Origin of the sequence: Bradyrhizobium daqingense, assembly GCF_021044685.1 — a bacterium.
GTDB classification, from domain to species: domain Bacteria; phylum Pseudomonadota; class Alphaproteobacteria; order Rhizobiales; family Xanthobacteraceae; genus Bradyrhizobium; species Bradyrhizobium daqingense.
In genome coordinates this window covers 454,086-469,377 of sequence record NZ_CP088014.1, presented here as the reverse complement: position 1 = coordinate 469,377, position 15,292 = coordinate 454,086, and the positions used below count along the sequence as shown (strand labels likewise).

General features: G+C 64.2%; 13 protein-coding genes. 8 read left to right on the top strand and 5 right to left on the bottom strand.

Features of this window, described 5'->3' with window-relative positions; all coding sequences use genetic code 11:
* Window positions 1–162: 162 nt before the first annotated feature.
* Entirely contained in the window at window positions 163–2,457 is a 2,295-nt protein-coding gene (locus LPJ38_RS02175; protein ID WP_231088565.1) for a TonB-dependent siderophore receptor, read from the top strand.
* 31 nt (window positions 2,458–2,488) lie between these two features.
* Here LPJ38_RS02175 and LPJ38_RS02170 read toward each other — a convergent pair whose 3' ends face one another.
* Window positions 2,489–2,836, bottom strand: coding sequence for a hypothetical protein (locus LPJ38_RS02170; RefSeq protein ID WP_145638670.1), 348 nt, complete (start codon window positions 2,834–2,836; stop codon window positions 2,489–2,491).
* Window positions 2,837–3,040: 204 nt separating this feature from the next.
* Here LPJ38_RS02170 and LPJ38_RS02165 point away from each other — a divergent pair, with 204 nt between their 5' ends.
* Entirely contained in the window at window positions 3,041–4,387 is a 1,347-nt protein-coding gene (locus tag LPJ38_RS02165; protein ID WP_011084757.1) for an IS5-like element ISBj5_B family transposase, read from the top strand.
* Window positions 4,388–4,665: 278 nt separating this feature from the next.
* Here the strand turns inward: LPJ38_RS02165 and LPJ38_RS02160 are convergent, their stop codons facing one another.
* Both LPJ38_RS02160 and LPJ38_RS02155 read right to left on the bottom strand, forming a co-directional pair.
* A complete protein-coding gene (locus LPJ38_RS02160) occupies window positions 4,666–6,102 on the bottom strand; it encodes a glutamine synthetase family protein (protein ID WP_145642248.1) in 1,437 nt (478 codons plus the stop codon).
* Between the two features lie 145 nt (window positions 6,103–6,247).
* Window positions 6,248–7,606 carry an aromatic ring-hydroxylating dioxygenase subunit alpha gene (locus tag LPJ38_RS02155; protein WP_145642246.1) on the bottom strand — a complete coding sequence of 453 codons (1,359 nt, stop codon included), beginning with the start codon at window positions 7,604–7,606 and terminating at the stop codon, window positions 6,248–6,250.
* 111 nt (window positions 7,607–7,717) lie between these two features.
* On the opposite strand from LPJ38_RS02155, the gene LPJ38_RS02150 reads away from it, so the two are divergent.
* Window positions 7,718–8,503 (top strand): IclR family transcriptional regulator domain-containing protein, encoded by a 786-nt coding sequence (locus LPJ38_RS02150; RefSeq protein ID WP_145642243.1) that lies wholly within the window; start codon window positions 7,718–7,720, stop codon window positions 8,501–8,503.
* A gap of 102 nt (window positions 8,504–8,605) precedes the next feature.
* The gene (locus tag LPJ38_RS02145; protein WP_145642240.1) at window positions 8,606–8,938 is read left to right on the top strand and encodes a PRC-barrel domain-containing protein; all 333 of its coding nucleotides are present in this window, start codon (window positions 8,606–8,608) and stop codon (window positions 8,936–8,938) included.
* A 21-nt stretch (window positions 8,939–8,959) separates the two neighbouring features.
* Here LPJ38_RS02145 and LPJ38_RS02140 read toward each other — a convergent pair whose 3' ends face one another.
* Both LPJ38_RS02140 and LPJ38_RS02135 read right to left on the bottom strand, forming a co-directional pair.
* Complete coding sequence (locus tag LPJ38_RS02140; protein WP_145642238.1) at window positions 8,960–9,355, bottom strand: group II truncated hemoglobin; 396 nt, start codon at window positions 9,353–9,355, stop codon at window positions 8,960–8,962.
* Window positions 9,356–10,264: a helix-turn-helix transcriptional regulator gene (locus tag LPJ38_RS02135; RefSeq protein ID WP_145642235.1), complete on the bottom strand. Its 909-nt coding sequence runs from the start codon at window positions 10,262–10,264 to the stop codon at window positions 9,356–9,358. It abuts the gene before it with no gap.
* 131 nt (window positions 10,265–10,395) lie between these two features.
* Here LPJ38_RS02135 and LPJ38_RS02130 point away from each other — a divergent pair, with 131 nt between their 5' ends.
* From LPJ38_RS02130 to boxC, 4 genes are all read left to right on the top strand, one after another.
* Window positions 10,396–11,937: a benzoate-CoA ligase family protein gene (locus tag LPJ38_RS02130; RefSeq protein WP_145642232.1), complete on the top strand. Its 1,542-nt coding sequence runs from the start codon at window positions 10,396–10,398 to the stop codon at window positions 11,935–11,937.
* Between the two features lie 112 nt (window positions 11,938–12,049).
* A complete protein-coding gene (locus tag LPJ38_RS02125; RefSeq protein WP_145642229.1) occupies window positions 12,050–12,868 on the top strand; it encodes an alpha/beta fold hydrolase in 819 nt (272 codons plus the stop codon).
* Between the two features lie 21 nt (window positions 12,869–12,889).
* Window positions 12,890–13,414, top strand: a complete 525-nt coding sequence (locus LPJ38_RS02120; RefSeq protein ID WP_145642226.1) for a DUF309 domain-containing protein — start codon at window positions 12,890–12,892, stop codon at window positions 13,412–13,414.
* A 119-nt stretch (window positions 13,415–13,533) separates the two neighbouring features.
* The gene (gene boxC, locus LPJ38_RS02115) at window positions 13,534–15,222 is read left to right on the top strand and encodes a 2,3-epoxybenzoyl-CoA dihydrolase (protein WP_145642223.1); all 1,689 of its coding nucleotides are present in this window, start codon (window positions 13,534–13,536) and stop codon (window positions 15,220–15,222) included.
* The last annotated feature ends 70 nt before the right edge of the window (window positions 15,223–15,292 follow it).

The window sequence follows — 15,292 nt, the reverse complement described above, 5'->3', positions numbered from 1 at the left end:
GCCGAAATGTTTCGCGATGTGTCTGCGCCGTTCGCGATGAAGTCTCCGTCCGCAGTCTTGAAAGCCTCCACGTGGAATCAAAGGCGATTTGCACAATCGCAAAGGCGGTGCGTGCCTCGATCTGGTTACTCCCGGTTCGTTTGAAGACGGAACTCGGGGAAGATGATGCGGCGCGACGACGGACAGACGTTCAGTTGGGAGCGGGTGGTGAAGGCCGGGCTGGGTATGGCCGGCCTCGGTGTGGTGCTGCACGCCACACCGACGCTCGCGCAGGTCTCCGGGACGAATTCTGGATCAACAGCAGCGACCTTGCCGCCCGTCACCGTCGAGGCGCCGAACCAGGCGCGTCCGCGCGCCCAGTCCGCCCAGCGCAATTCAGCGTCACAGCGCGGCCGCGTCGCGGCGCAGCGCAATGCCGCATCCGGGCAGGCCCGAAACCCGGAGGCGCGCGAGGCTGGCATCGGCGAAGGCAAGCTGGCGAGCGAGAACAGCTACGTTGCCAACAGCAGTTCTGCCGGTACCAAGACCAACACTCCGTTGCTGGAGACACCGCAGTCGATCTCGGTGGTGACGCGCAAGGAGCTGAACGATCGCGCCGTGCAGACGCTGACGGAGGCGGTCGGCTATGAACCGGGCGTCCGCATCGATGCCGCCGGCTACGATCCGCGTTTCGATGCCATCTCCATCCGCGGCTTCGACATCACCTATAACGGCATCTATCTCGACGGCTTGCGCCTCGCCGGCGCCGGTCTCGGCGTGTTCAAGACCGAGCCCTATGGCGTCGACAGCATCACCGTGGTCCGCGGCCCGAGTTCGGCACTCTACGGCCTCGGCTCGCCCGGCGGATTGATCGACCTCCAGAGCAAGCTGCCGACCAGCCGGCCGTTCCACGAGGTGCAGACACTGTTCGGCGACCGCGATCGCGTTCAGGGTAATTTCGATCTGTCGGGGCCGGTCGATGCCAATGGCCAATTTTCCTATCGGCTGACCGGCGTCGTGCGCGACGCTGACGTGTTCGTGCCTGGCGGCAAGGACAACCGCGTCTACGTCGCACCGGCGGTCACCTGGAGACCGGACCAGTCGACGACGTTCACGCTGCTCGGCGCCTATCAGAAATCGAAGACGCCGGGGTCGATGTTCACCTATTCGTCGGGAATCGGGACGACGACGGATATCTTCACGGGCAGCCCGTCCTACAATTCGCTCGATCAGGAGCAGGGGCGCGTCGGCTACCTGTTCGAGCATGCGTTCAACAACGCCGTGACCGTCCGCCAGAAATTCCGCTATGTCGATCTCGACGCGGTCACCCGCTATGTCGGCATTCTCGGCGTATCCGCCGGCAACATCGCCTCGCGCTATACCGGCTATGTCCACGACACCCTGCAATCGGCCATCATGGACAATCAGGTCGAGGCCAAGCTGGCGACCGGACCGGTGCAGCACACGCTCCTGGTCGGCACCGACTACACGTCGTCGAAGTTCAGCGACAAGCAGGGGTTCGGCTTCGGCGTCTCCGATCTCAATCTGGCCGCGCCGGTCTATGTGCCGGAATCCATTCCCGATCCCGCGATCTCGTCCTCGACGCAGCAGCGCCAGACCCAGTCCGGTGTGTACATCCAGGATCAGGCCAGGCTCGACCACTGGATCCTGACGCTGAGCGGCCGCAGCGACTGGGTCAGCACCACCGGCGAGAATCTGTTCGCGCTGACCCGGCAGCAGCAATCCGATCAGGCCTATAGCGGCAGAGCCGGGTTGACCTACGTGTTCGATTCCGGCGTCGCGCCCTATGTCGCCTATTCGACGTCGTTCTTTCCCAATCTCGGCGTCGACCCCTCGGGCGCCTTCTTCAAGCCCACCACCGGCAAGCAGACCGAGGTCGGTATCAAGTATCAGCCACAGGGGACGAGGAGCTTCATCACCGCCGCGGTGTTCGACCTGACCCAGGACGGCGGGCTGGTCACGACGGGGACCGGCGTGACGGTCCAGCGCGGCGAGATTCAAAGCCGCGGCTTCGAATTGCAGGGGCTCGCGAGTCTCGGCGGCGGCTTCGACATCACCTCGTCCTACACCTATCTCGATATGGTCACCAAGCAGGCCGGCGACAGTTCGCTGGTCGGCAAGTTTCCGTCGGGCAATCCTCCGCACACGGCAACGCTATGGGGCAACTATACCCTGCCGTTTGCCGGCCCGTTCGCGGGGCTGAGCATCGGTGGCGGCGTGCGTTACATGTCGTGGAGCTATGGCGACGATCTGAACACGTTCAGGAACAGTTCGGTGACCCTGGTCGACGCGGCGCTGAAATATGATTTCGGCCAGGCGGCGAAGGAGCTGAAGGGGCTTCAATTCCAGGTCAATGCCAAGAACCTGTTCAATCTGCACTACACCACGTGCCAGGTCGGCTATTGCTACCGCGGCGCCCCGCTGACCGTCATCGCCACGCTCGGCTATCGCTGGTGAGCGTTGCTGTCGGATGGAAGCGGCCGGACGGTCACCAATAGATGCCGTGGCGGTGCAGTTCGCGGATCACGCGGGCTTCCACGGACGGCTGCCGGCGCTTCGGCTTCGGCGCCTCGATTGTCCTCGCCGCCGGTGCGGGGCTCGATTGCACAGGAGCCGTTGCAGTCGACGCCGTTGCGGCCGGCGGAGGTGACGTTGGCGTTGTGGTCGCTGTCTGGACGTTTGCCGGTGACGGCGACGTCGCTTGCGAGGATGTAGCGGCCTGCTCGGTGACCGGCTGCTTTGCATTGGCGGCGGCCAAGCTGAGGCCTCGCGAACTGCCCGCATAGGCGTGGTTTGGCAGCAGCGACACCGCGGCGATCAGAATAAGCTTGCGCATGGGAAGGCCCCGTATCCGTCAAAATGCCTTACCTAGTCGTCCGTGAAGAAGGACTAAGCCACTGATCGGGAATCTCGATTTGGGCTAAGGGGCATTTCCAGATTGCAAGGTTTTGATGCTTTGGGCGTCAGAACCTTGCGATTTGGTTTTCGTGGATTCCCTCGAAGCGGGAAGCATGATTCCTTGTCTGCATCGGAGGGAACGATGCGGCCGAAGAAGCACAAGACGACGGGATCGAACGATCTGTTCCGGGCTCGGCTCGACCAGATCATCAATATGAAGCACGAGCTGGTTCTGCTCGCCGGCAAGGTCGATTGGGACTGGATCGACGGCGAGATCGCGCCGCTCTACAGCGAGAACGGCAGGCCCGGGATCGAGACGCGCTTCATGATCGGTCTGCTGTTGCTCAAGCACATTTACGGGCTGTCCGATGAGGAGGTGTGCGAGCGCTGGGTCCATGACCCATACTTCCAGTTCTTCACCGGGGAAGAGTTCTTTCAGCACACGTTCCCGCACGAGCGCTCGGACCTGAGCCATTGGCGCAAGCGGCTTGGCGACAAGCTGGAGTTGCTGCTGGCCGAGAGCTTGCGGGTAGCGCACGAGGCCGGTGCATTACGCAGCCAGGACCTCAAGCGGGTTACGGTCGACACCACGGTGCAGCCGAAGGCCATCACCTTTCCGACCGATGCCAAGCTGCTGCATGCGGCCATCAAGGGGCTCAACCGCCTGGCGATCAGGCACGGCGTCAGGCTGCGGCAATCCTATGCTCGCATCGCCAAGGCCGCCGCGATGATGGCCGGCCGCTACGCCCATGCCAAACAGTTCAGGCGGCATCAGCGGCAGTTGCGTATCCTGCGTAGCCGGCTGGGCCGGATCATCCGCGACATCCGCCGCAAGATCGAAGGCCAGCCAGCACTGGAGCAGGCGTTCGCCCTCCCGCTCGGCCGGGCCACGCAGATCCGCTCGCAGCAGCAGCGCCAGCGCGGCTGGAAGCTCTATTCCTTCCATGCCCCGGAAGTGGAGTGCATCGGCAAGGGCAAGGCCAGCGCGCCTTACGAGTTCGGCGTGAAGGCCTCCATCGTCACCAACAACCGCCGGGCTCCCGGTGGCCTGTTCGTGCTGCACGCCAGCGCACTGCCCGACAACCCCTACGACGGTCACACCTTGCGGGACGTCATTGACCGCACCGAGACACTCACCGGCTGTCCGATCGAGCGGGCCTATGTCGACAAGGGATACCGCGGCCACGACGCACAAAATCCCCGTCGCGTCTTCATCTCCGGCCAGAAGCGCGGCGTTTTCGGTGTCATCAAGCGCGAGCTGCGCCGCCGCTCCGCCATCGAGCCCATCATCGGACACCTGAAGGCGGAAGGCCACCTCGGGCGCTGCTACCTCAAAGGCCGCGCCGGCGATGCCGCCAACGTCGTCCTCTCAGCCGTCGGACACAACTTCCGCCGCATCCTCGCCTGGCTGAGATATCTCTTGTGCCTGTTCCTGGCCCAGCTATGGCGCACGCTCGCCCGGCCAGCCTCGATCAATCCGGCTTCTTAACGGACGACTACCTATCTCGCATCCGCTGGGCGTCAGCGCGCCAGGCGATGCACGCCGATCTCGATCAAGGTGGTGCGGCACGACAGGCGATAGATCAGGTTGAACAATTGACCCCACATGACCGAACTCCATTGTTGATCACATGTTTGCAGCCTAGCGCGGCCGTTTTTCCGGCGGTTTTCGAGACATTGGGAAATTGGTTTCGTCGGCGCGCGGAGTGATGTCGTCGGAACAGGCCAGACGAAGTCGCCTCACGCCGGCGTGAGGCCCCATCCCCATCAAAACGTCTCGAAATATTCGCGATGCTCCCAGTCGGTCACCTCGGACAGGAAGCGGTCGATCTCGGCGTTCTTGATGTGGGTGTAATAGTCGACGAATTCCGGCCCGAACTTCTCGCGGAAGAACGGATCGTCCTTCAGCGCGCTGACCGCATCGCGCAGCGACTTCGGCAATAGCGGCGCCTTGGTCTCGTAAGGCGTGTCGGCGGACGGGCCGGGATCGAGCTTGCGGTCGACGCCGTCGAGGCCCGACAGGATCTGCGAGGCCATGTAGAGATAGGGATTGGCCGCGGGCTCGCCGATGCGGTTCTCCAGGCGCGTTGCGGCATCATTGGCTGCCCCGAGCACGCGGATCATCACGCCGCGATTGTCGCGGCCCCAGATCGCGCGATCCGGCGCCAGCGAATAGGAGCGATAGCGCTTATAGCCGTTGATGGTCGGCGTCGTGAACACCGTCGACGCGCGGGCGTGGTCGAGCAGGCCAGCAAGGTACGCCTTGCCGAACGGGCTGAGCGGCTCGCCGCCGTCTTTCGCCATGAATAGATTTTCGCCGCTTGCGCACGACACGACCGACTGGTGCAGATGCCAGCCGCTGGCGAAGACGTTCGGCAGCTTCGGCCGGCACATGAAGGTGGCGTGATAGCCGTGACGGCGCGCGATCTGCTTCACGGCGGAGCGGAACAGCACCATGTTGTCGGCGGGCTCCAGGCCCTTCTTCGGTGCAAAGGTGAATTCGCATTGGCTCGGCCCGAACTCGACCTCGACCGAGCGCAGGGGTAGCCCGAGGGCGACGATGTCACGCCGCAGGATCTCCAGCACCGGCTCCATCTGATCGAAGCGCTGCTCGGTGAGATATTGATAGCCGTGGCTGAGCAGGCTCACGGAGGGCGGCGTGCCCGGCTGGCCGGCGTCCTCAGGCCGCATATGCGCGTCGTCGAGCTTGAAGATGTGGAATTCGACCTCGAGACCCGCGACGAAATCATGGCCGCGGGCGGCGAGATCATCGAGCACCTTGCGATAGAGCCCGCGTGTTGCGAACGGCACCGGGCGACCGTCGCCAAAATAGAGGTCGCACAGCACCGAGCCCGTCGTGGGCGCCCAAGGCAGCACGCGAAACGTGGTGGGATCGGCGACCATCAGCACGTCCGCCGCGCCCTCCATCTCCTTCATGCCGAAGCCGCCGCCCGCGGTGAACACCGGAAACACCGTGCGGTGCGAGGTGTCTTTGGCCAGCATGGTGGTGGTGATGGAGCAGCCGCTCTCCAGCGACGCAATCGCCTCGGAGGCGATGATGGTCTTGCCACGCAGGATGCCGTGCTGGTCGGGGAAGGCGAGGCGGATGACCTCGAGGTTCTTCTCTTCGACGATGCGGCGCATGCGCGTCACCGCATCTCTCTGCTCATCCGACCACAGCGCATGGCGCGCGACGAAAGTCACTTTGCTACTCCTTGAGTCGCGGAAGCATGCGCCACATTCTCCGTCATTGCGAGCAGCTCTTGCGACGAAGCAATCCAGAGTCTCTCCGGAGAGGCAGCCTGGATTGCTTCGCTGCGCTCGCAATGACGAGGATAGGCCGTCACGTTCACTCTGCCGCGGTCAGCCGGTGCACGTTGTCGGCGATGTCCTTCGGCACCGGCGCGGTCCACGGCGCGCCGCGGCGGCGCTTGACGTCAACTTCCATCCAATAGGTTTCCCAGCCTCGCGTCGGGCCGATGCCGTCCATGGTCGCCGGGCCCTGGATGCTGCGCGCATTGGCTTCGTCCAGGAACAGCATCGGCTTCTCGCCGCCACTGACCTTCTCGATCTCCTGCCGCAGCAGGCGGCGATATTGCACGATCGCCTTGTCGCTCGAACCGAGATGCTCCTTGGTGCGGTCCTGGATCGCGCCCATGGATTCCACCGCCCATTGGTCGTGGACATTGATGTCGGTGCCCATGCCGGTATAGGTCGCGGTCTGCTGTTCGTGCGGATCGAAGCCGTAATCGTTGCTGCGGTTCTTGCGCGATTTGTAGTCCGGCAGCTCGTAAAGCTCCAGCCGCTGCTCGCGCATCTTTTGCTTGTCGACCGGGTTCGAATAGCTGGTGAAGATCGCGTACCAGTAGCAGTTCTCGTCGTCCACAGGCACGTGCCACTGCGTGATCGTCATCTCTGTGCTCATGGGGATGACGAAGCCGTGCGGGAAGAGCTGGTTGGTGACGCGCACATGGGTGCGCTCCTCGTCGATCTCCCGCAGCGCGATCAGCCGCAGGCCATATTCGGTGTGCTCGACATTGATGATCGGGCGGTCGTATTCGCGCAGGATCTTGGTCATCGGCAGGTCGGAGCCGGCGGAAGCCCCGCGGAATTGCTTGCCGTAGGCGGTGGACGTGTCCTCGTCCTCGAAGAAGCGGTGTAGGTAAGAGGCATGCGCGGGATCGATGCCGACCTCCAGCGCCTGCAGCCAGTTGCAGGCCATGTGGCCTTTGAACGCAAAGGTGTGCGTGCCAGGCGCGACGAAACAGTCGAGCTCCGGGAATGCCGGCGGTTCACCTTCGCCGAGATAGGCCCAGAGGATGCCGCTCTTCTCGACCACGGGATAGGAGCGCTGGCGGATGTTCTGGCAGAGTTTTGACTCCTTCGGCTCGGCCGGCGTCTCGATGCATTGGCCATTGGCGTCGAACAGCCAGCCATGGAAGGCGCAGCGCAGGCCGCCATGCTCGAGCCGGCCGAAGGCGAGGTCGGCGCCGCGATGCGCGCAATGGCGATCAATCAGGCCGTAGCGTCCACTCTCGTCGCGGAACAGCACCAGGTTCTCGCCGAGCAGTTTGACCGGACGGATCGGCCGCGCACCCTCGAGCTCATCGACCAGGGCGGCGGGTTGCCAATAGCTCCGCATCAGCTTGCCGCAGGGATCCTTCGGACCGGTGCGGGTGATCAGGTCGTTCTGCTCCTGGCTCATCATGGCGCATGCATCCTTGTGGAGTGGCGTTTGTTCGCCTATTGAACGAATGGGCGAATTATGACATGCCTTGGAGCGGCAGCAAGCACTATTTTGCAGGATTGTCCCGAGGCCATGCCCAAGTTGAAGCGGAGCGAGAGCGAGGAACGCGCGACGGATTTCGTCGAGGCGCTCGATCGTGGCCTGCGCCTGCTTCAATGCTTTGGCGCGACTGCCGGCCCGATGACGCTGAGCGATCTCGCGCGTGCCGCCGATCTTCCGCGCGCCACCGCGCGGCGCATCCTGTTCACGCTGCAACACGGCGGCTTCGTGGCCAGCGACGGAAAGCTGTTCACGCTGACGCCGCATGTGCTGACGCTGGCGGCGTCCTATTTGCGCTCCAGCCAGCTCGTCGCCGTGCTTCAGCCCGTGCTCGACCGCGTCGCGACGGCAGCGCAGGAAATCTCCTCGCTCGCCGTGCTTGACGGCGACGACGTCGTGTTCATCGCCCGCGGCGGACCGTCACGCGTGTTCTCCGGCGGGCTGGACATCGGCTACCGCCTGCCCGCCTTCTGCACTTCGGTTGGCCGCGCCATGCTCGGCCAGCTCGACGATGCCGATCTTGCCGTACGTCTGAAGGCAATCAAGCGCGAGGCACTGACGCCGCAGACCGTGACCGATCCCATGGCGCTGCTCGCGCGCATCGTCGCCGACCGCGCGCAGGGCTATTCGCTGGTCGACCGCGAGGCGGAGCCGCACTTCCGCTCGATCTCGGTCCCGGTGCATCGCTACGACGGCGTCATCGTCGCGGCCATCAACATGGGCGCCCATGTCGACCGCGTGCCTGCTCGGGAATTGCTCGACCGCTTCCTGCCCTTGCTGCGCGAAGGCGCGGAAGCGGTGCGTTCGCAATTGCTGTAGCGGCGTAGCCGGTAGCGAAAGTGTCGCAAGACCCCGGATCTCGCTTCGCTCATCCGGGCTGCGGGCCTATAATCGGCTCCAGACAAGACCAGGGAGCACGCCATGCAACACACCATGGTTCCCAGTGATCGTGTCGAGCACGTGGCCGTCTATGGATGTGACGGCACCAAGCTCGGCACGATCGAACGATTGATGCTTGACAAGGTGAGTGGAACCGTCGCCTACGCCGTCATCAAGACCGGAAGGCTGCTCGGGGCCCATCACCATTATCCCGTGCAGTGGAGTGCGCTGAAGTATGATTCGGGACGTCAGGCCTTCAAGGTCGATCTGACGCCGGAGCAATTGAGCAGCGGCCCCTGCGAAGCCGATGGCGATGAATTCGACTGGGGCGACCGCTCGCGGCCGTACCAGCATCCGAATTATTGGTCGATTTGATTGGTTCGATACGGGCTGCGGTCACTGCCTGTTGCGCATCCAGTCGGCGAGGCCGGACAGCGCCTTGTCGAGATCCTGCCGCGCGGCGGCATCTGTCACCGTCTCCTCCATCGCGCCGCGCATGCAGAGCATCCATGCGTCGCGCTCGGCATCGCCGATGGCAAAGCCGATGTGCCGCTGACGCAGCCGCGGATGGCCCTTTTCGGGCGTATAGAGCCGCGGCCCGCCGGTCCATTCGGTGAGATAGCGCTTCAAGACGTCCCTGATCAGGCCGAGATCGTCCGCATGCATGGCACGGATGATCTTCGCTTCCGGCAGCGTGTCCATGCGGTCGTAGAAGCGGTCGACGAGACGATCGATCGCGCTACTCCCGCCGATCCGTTCGAACATGGAGAGGGTGACGGTGCCGTCGGTCATCTACAGGGCCACGCTGCGCAGGCCGAAGCTGCGCGCCTCGTTCTGCAGCACCGGCCGCACCGCATCGATCAGCCGCACTGCCGCGGCATCGACGCTGAGCCCCGCAGTATCCACCACGGCCGTCGCGCGCGAATACAGCGGCTCGCGGCTCAGCAAGATGTTGCGCAGCTCCGCCATCGCGGAGCGGTCGTCGGCCATCGGGCGGAGATCGCCCTGGCGGCGCACGCGGGCCATGTGCTCCTCGGGCTCGGCCTTCAGCCAGATCGTGTAGAACGAAGACAGGATCTGATCGAAGGTCAGCGGCTCGGAGACGATGCCGCCGCCGGTCGCCAGCACCATCAGCTCGTTGCGCGCGAGCAGCTGCTGCAAGGCTGCCTGCTCCATGCGGCGAAAGCCTTCCTGGCCGTAGAGCGCGATGATCTCGGCGACCGAGAGCCCGTTCTGCTGCTCGACCTCCTTGTTGAGCTCGACGAAGCTCCAGCCGATCTTCTTCGCCAGCATCCGCCCCAGCGTCGATTTGCCGGCACCGCGCAGACCGATCAGCGCAATGCCACAGAACGGCGCGCGCCGCGGCGCGGTTGCGCTGCCGCCGGCGAGCAGGTCCTTGGCCTGCGCGATCTGCGCCGGTGTCGCCTTGCGCAGGAGGTCGCGAAACATCTGCCAGTCCGGTGTCGGATCGGCCGAAGGCAGCAGATCTTCGAGATGCGCGCCCATCGCATCGGAGACGCGGCGCAAGAGCACGATCGAGACATTGCCCTTGCCGCTCTCGAGCTGCGCGATGTAGCGCTCCGAAATTCCTGATACCTTGGCGAGCACCTTGCGCGACATGCCGCGCAGTGCGCGCATGGTTCGCACGCGCTGGCCGAGCTGTTCGAGGAAGTGGGATTCGGCGTCGGGACTGTCGGTCATGAGCCTTCTTTAACGGATGTCTTCCTGAAGAAGGTCCCCGTTTTAATGAAACATAGTGCCTGATAGCATTGACAGCAAGCCGCGGCAGTGTCTTTCTATGAATTATAATTCTAAATTCTGGGGAGACGTCCGTGAGCGAGGGATCCTACAACGCGGTGACCTGGCTGCTCGACCGTAACGTCGAGGAGGGCAGGGGAAGCAAGCTCGTCTTCGACGACACCGTCTCGCGGCTCACTTATGGCGAACTCCAACGCGAGAGCCGCCGCGCTGCCAACATGCTGCGCCGGCTCGGCGTCCGCCGCGAGGAACGCGTGGCGATGATCATGCTGGATACGGTCGATTTCCCGATCGTGTTCCTGGGCGCAATCCGCGCTGGCATCGTGCCGGTGCCGCTCAACACGCTGCTCACCGCGGACCAGTACGCCTATATCCTCGCCGACTGCCGCGCGCGCGTGCTGTTCGTCTCGGAGGCGCTCTATCCCGTCATCAAGGACGTCGTCGGTCGCATGCCCGATCTCGAGCATGTCATCGTGTCCGGCGCAAAGCAGAACGGCCACAAGCAACTCGCCGAGGAGATCGCCGGCGAGAGCGACCAGTTCACGACCGCGGCGACGCATCCCGACGAGCCGGCGTTCTGGCTCTATTCATCGGGCTCGACCGGCATGCCCAAGGGCGTACGCCATCTGCACTCCAATTTGCAGGCGACCGCCGATGCCTATGCCAGGCAGGTGCTCGGCATCCGCGAGAGCGATGTCTGCCTCTCCGCGGCAAAGCTGTTCTTCGCCTATGGTCTCGGCAACGCGCTGACCTTCCCGATGTCGGTCGGTGCCAGCGTGATCCTGAACAGCGAGCGGCCGACGCCGGCGCGAATGTTCGACCTGATGAACCGCTACAATCCCTCGATCTTCTACGGCGTGCCGACGCTGTTCGCGGCGATGCTCAACGACGAAACGATGAAGGGCGAGCTCGGCGGCAAAAACTTGCGCATCTGCACCTCCGCCGGCGAGGCGCTGCCGGAATCCGTCGGCAACAGCTGGAAGGCGCGCTTCGGCGTCGACATTCTCGACGGCGTCGGCTCGACCGAGCTGTTGCACATCTTCCTGTCGAACGCGCCCGGCGACATCAAATACGGCTCGTCCGGCAAGCCGGTGCCGGGCTATGCGGTGCGGCTCGTCAACGAGACCGGCCAGGACGTGGCCGACGGCGAGGTCGGCGAACTCCTGGTCGATGCGCCCTCCGCCGGCGAGGGCTACTGGAATCAACGCCACAAGAGTCGCCGCACCTTCGAGGGCCCGTGGACCCGCACCGGCGACAAATACGTTCGTGACAGCGACGGCCGCTACACCTTCTGTGGCCGCGCCGACGACATGTTCAAGGTCTCCGGCATCTGGGTCTCGCCTTTCGAGGTCGAGAGCGCACTGATCACGCACCCGGCCGTGCTGGAAGCTGCCGTCGTGCCCGAAGCGGATCCGGAAGGGCTGCTCAAGCCAAAGGCCTTCGTCGTGCTGCGGCCCGGCGCCAGGACGAACGACCTGCAGGAGATGCTGAAGGAGCACGTCAAGCAGAAGATCGGCCCCTGGAAATATCCGCGCTGGATCGACGTTGTGGACTCCCTGCCGAAGACCGCGACGGGGAAGATCCAGCGGTTCAAGCTGCGGGAAGGGACGAATTGACCACAGCCGTCATGGCCGGGCTTGTCCCGGCCATCCACGTGCGGCCGCGAACGAGGAAGACGTGGATGCCCGGGTCAAGCCCGGGCATGACGACCGAGAAGGACGAACGAACATGACCAACCTCACCCCCACCGGCTTCCTCAGCATCGGCAGCGCCAGTCTCGAATACAAATGGCTGGCGCCGCAATCTGCCGACGCTCCCACCATCGTCATGCTGCATGAAGGTCTCGGCTCCGTCGGCCTTTGGGGCGACTTCCCGGAAAAGCTCCAGCAAGCCACGGGCGCCGGCATCTTCGTCTATTCGCGCGCGGGCTACGGCCAGTCGAGCAAGGTGACGCTGCCGCGTCCGCTCGATTACATGCAGCGCGAGGCGTTGGACGTGCTGCCCAAGCTGCTCGACGCCATCGGCTTCAGGCGCGGCCTGCTGCTCGGTCATTCCGACGGTGCCTCGATCGCGACGATCTATGCCGGCGCGCATCAGGATCATCGCCTCAGCGGTCTCGTGCTGATCGCGCCGCATTTCATCGTCGAGGACATCTCGGTCCAATCCATCGCCGCGATCAAGACGACGTTCGAGACCACGGACCTCAAGGCAAAGCTGGCGCGCTGGCACCAGGATGTCGACAACGCCTTCTACGGCTGGAACGGTGCCTGGCTCGATCCGAAATTCCGCGACTGGGACATCTCTGAATACCTCGCCTATATCCGCGTTCCCGTCCTGATCCTGCAAGGCACGGACGATCAATATGGGACATTGCGTCAGATCGAAATCGCGCAGGAAGAGTGCTACTGTCCGGTAGATTTTAAAGTCATTTCAGAGGCGGGCCATTCCCCGCATCGTGAAGCGCCGGGGGCGACGCTTGACGCAATCGAGCAATTTGCAAGCGCGGCCCTGCGCGACGATCAGGGACTTCAGGGACGCGCCGCATGACGTTGCAGGGGCGCACTTTCAATGAGTGCGCCTACGAACGCGATCAGGCCGCTGCCGTGGCCGCAATGGGCCTATGTGCCGGGCGAGACCGGCGCGCCCGATGCCGATGGCGAGACGCTCGACATGGCCAAGGCGCTGGTGCCTCCGGCGTTCCGCGGCTACGTGCCGGCGCGCCATCCAGCGCTACGGTACGGACTTGCTCTCAACGACCGCGGCTATTTCTGGGAAGCGCAGGAGGTGCTGGAGGCGGTATGGGCTGCAGCCCCGCAAGGCGGTCGCGAGCGCATTCTGCTGCGGGCCTGCGTCCACATCGCGAATGCCAATCTGCGGCTGCGGATGCAGCGGCCGCACTCGGCCGCGCGCCTGTTCGGGGATGCGCTCGGCGAACTGCGGGCGCTGAATTCCCGCAAGGCGGCAGCGGTCGGCGACGGCTTCGTCGAGACCTTCCCGGTCGCGGCCCTGATCGCACTGTTGCAAGCCAAGCTCGGCCGTCCAGAGCTCTCCAAGGCCGACTGGATCGCGCTCGGGGCCATCGTGCGCTCGTAAGTGCGTTCATGAAACAAAGTGCATGTGGTGGCCGTTAAGGACTAGACGCGTTCAAAAAGATGCACTATTGTGCATCTAACGCTACGGCGACAATGCATAACCAAGCTCAGGGATGACCCATGGCCGGGGAAGATCGGCGCCTCGCAGGCGGCGCGACATTCATCGATTTCCAGACCGAACCCTCTCGCTACAAGCACTGGAAGCTGGCGGTCGAGGGTGACGTCGCGACGCTGACCATGGACGTCGACGAGAACGGCGGCCTGTTCGAGGGCTATCTGCTCAAGCTCAACTCCTACGACCTCGGTGTCGACATCGAGCTCGCCGATGCGATCCAGCGCCTGCGCTTCGAGCACCCGGAGGTGAAGGTCGTGGTGATGCGCTCGGCCAAGAACCGCGTGTTCTGCGCCGGTGCCAACATCCGCATGCTCGCCGGCTCGACGCACGCCCACAAGGTCAATTTCTGCAAATTCACCAACGAGACCCGCAACGGCATGGAAGATTCTTCCGAGAATTCCGGCCAGCGCTTCATCACCGTGGTGAACGGCTCCGCGGCCGGCGGCGGCTATGAGCTGGCGCTTGCGACCGATCACATCATCCTCGCCGATGACGGCTCGTCCGCCGTGGCGCTGCCCGAGGTGCCGCTGCTCGCGGTGCTGCCGGGCACGGGCGGGCTGACGCGCGTCGTCGACAAGCGCAAGGTGCGCCGCGACCACGCCGATTTCTTCTGCACCATCGAGGAGGGCGTGAAGGGCAAGCGCGCCGTCCAATGGCGCCTCGTCGACGAGATCGCGCCGAACTCGAAGCTGGAGGCCAAGATCACCGAGCGCGCCAAGGAGTTCGCGGCCGCCTCGACGCGCAAGGGCAGCGGCAAGGGCATTGCGCTGACACCGCTCAAGCGCCTCGTGGATCAAAACAGCATCCGCTACGGCTTCGTTACGGTCGATATCGACCGCACGGCGCGCATCGCCACGATTTCCATCAAGGCGCCCGAGGCGGCGCCGCCAGCCGACATCGACGGCATGATGGCGCAAGGCGCTGCGTTCTGGCCGCTCCAGGTCGCGCGTGAGCTCGACGATGCCATCCTGCACCTACGCATCAATGAGCTCGAGATCGCGATGCTGGTGTTCAAGAGCCACGGAGAGCGCGCCCATGTGCTCGCCTCCGACGCCTTCCTCGAAGCCAACAAGGCGCACTGGCTGGTCAACGAGATCAGGCATTATTGGAAGCGCGTGCTCAAGCGCATCGACGTCACCTCGCGCACGCTGGTGACGCTGGTCGAGCCCGGCTCCTGCTTTGCCGGCACGCTCGCCGAACTCGTCTTCGCTGCCGACCGCTCCTACATGCTGATCGGCACGCGCCAGGGCGACAACCGTCCGCCGCCGTCGATCGAACTGTCCGCGATGAATTTCGGCCCGTATCCGATGAGCCATGGGCTGACGCGGTTGGAGTCACGCTTCCAGGCTGATCCGTCCGATGTGGAGCGCGTCGAAGCAACGCTCGGCACCGCGCTTGACGCCGAGCAGGCGGAAGAGCTCGGCCTCGTCACCTTCGCGCTCGACGACATCGACTGGGACGACGAGGTCCGCGTATTCCTGGAGGAGCGCGCCAGCTTCTCGCCCGACAGCCTCACCGGCATGGAAGCGAGCCTGCGCTTCGTCGGTCCCGAGACGATGGAATCGAAGATCTTCGCGCGGCTGACTGCGTGGCAGAACTGGATCTTCCAGCGCCCGAACGCAGTCGGCGAGGAAGGCGCTCTGCGCCGCTACGGCAGCGGCCAGAAGCCGAAATTCGATATGACGCGGGTGTAGCTTTTCGTGTCCCGGGCGCGCTGCGGCACGAAGTGCCGCTGCGCAGAACCGGGACCCATACAGACCGAAC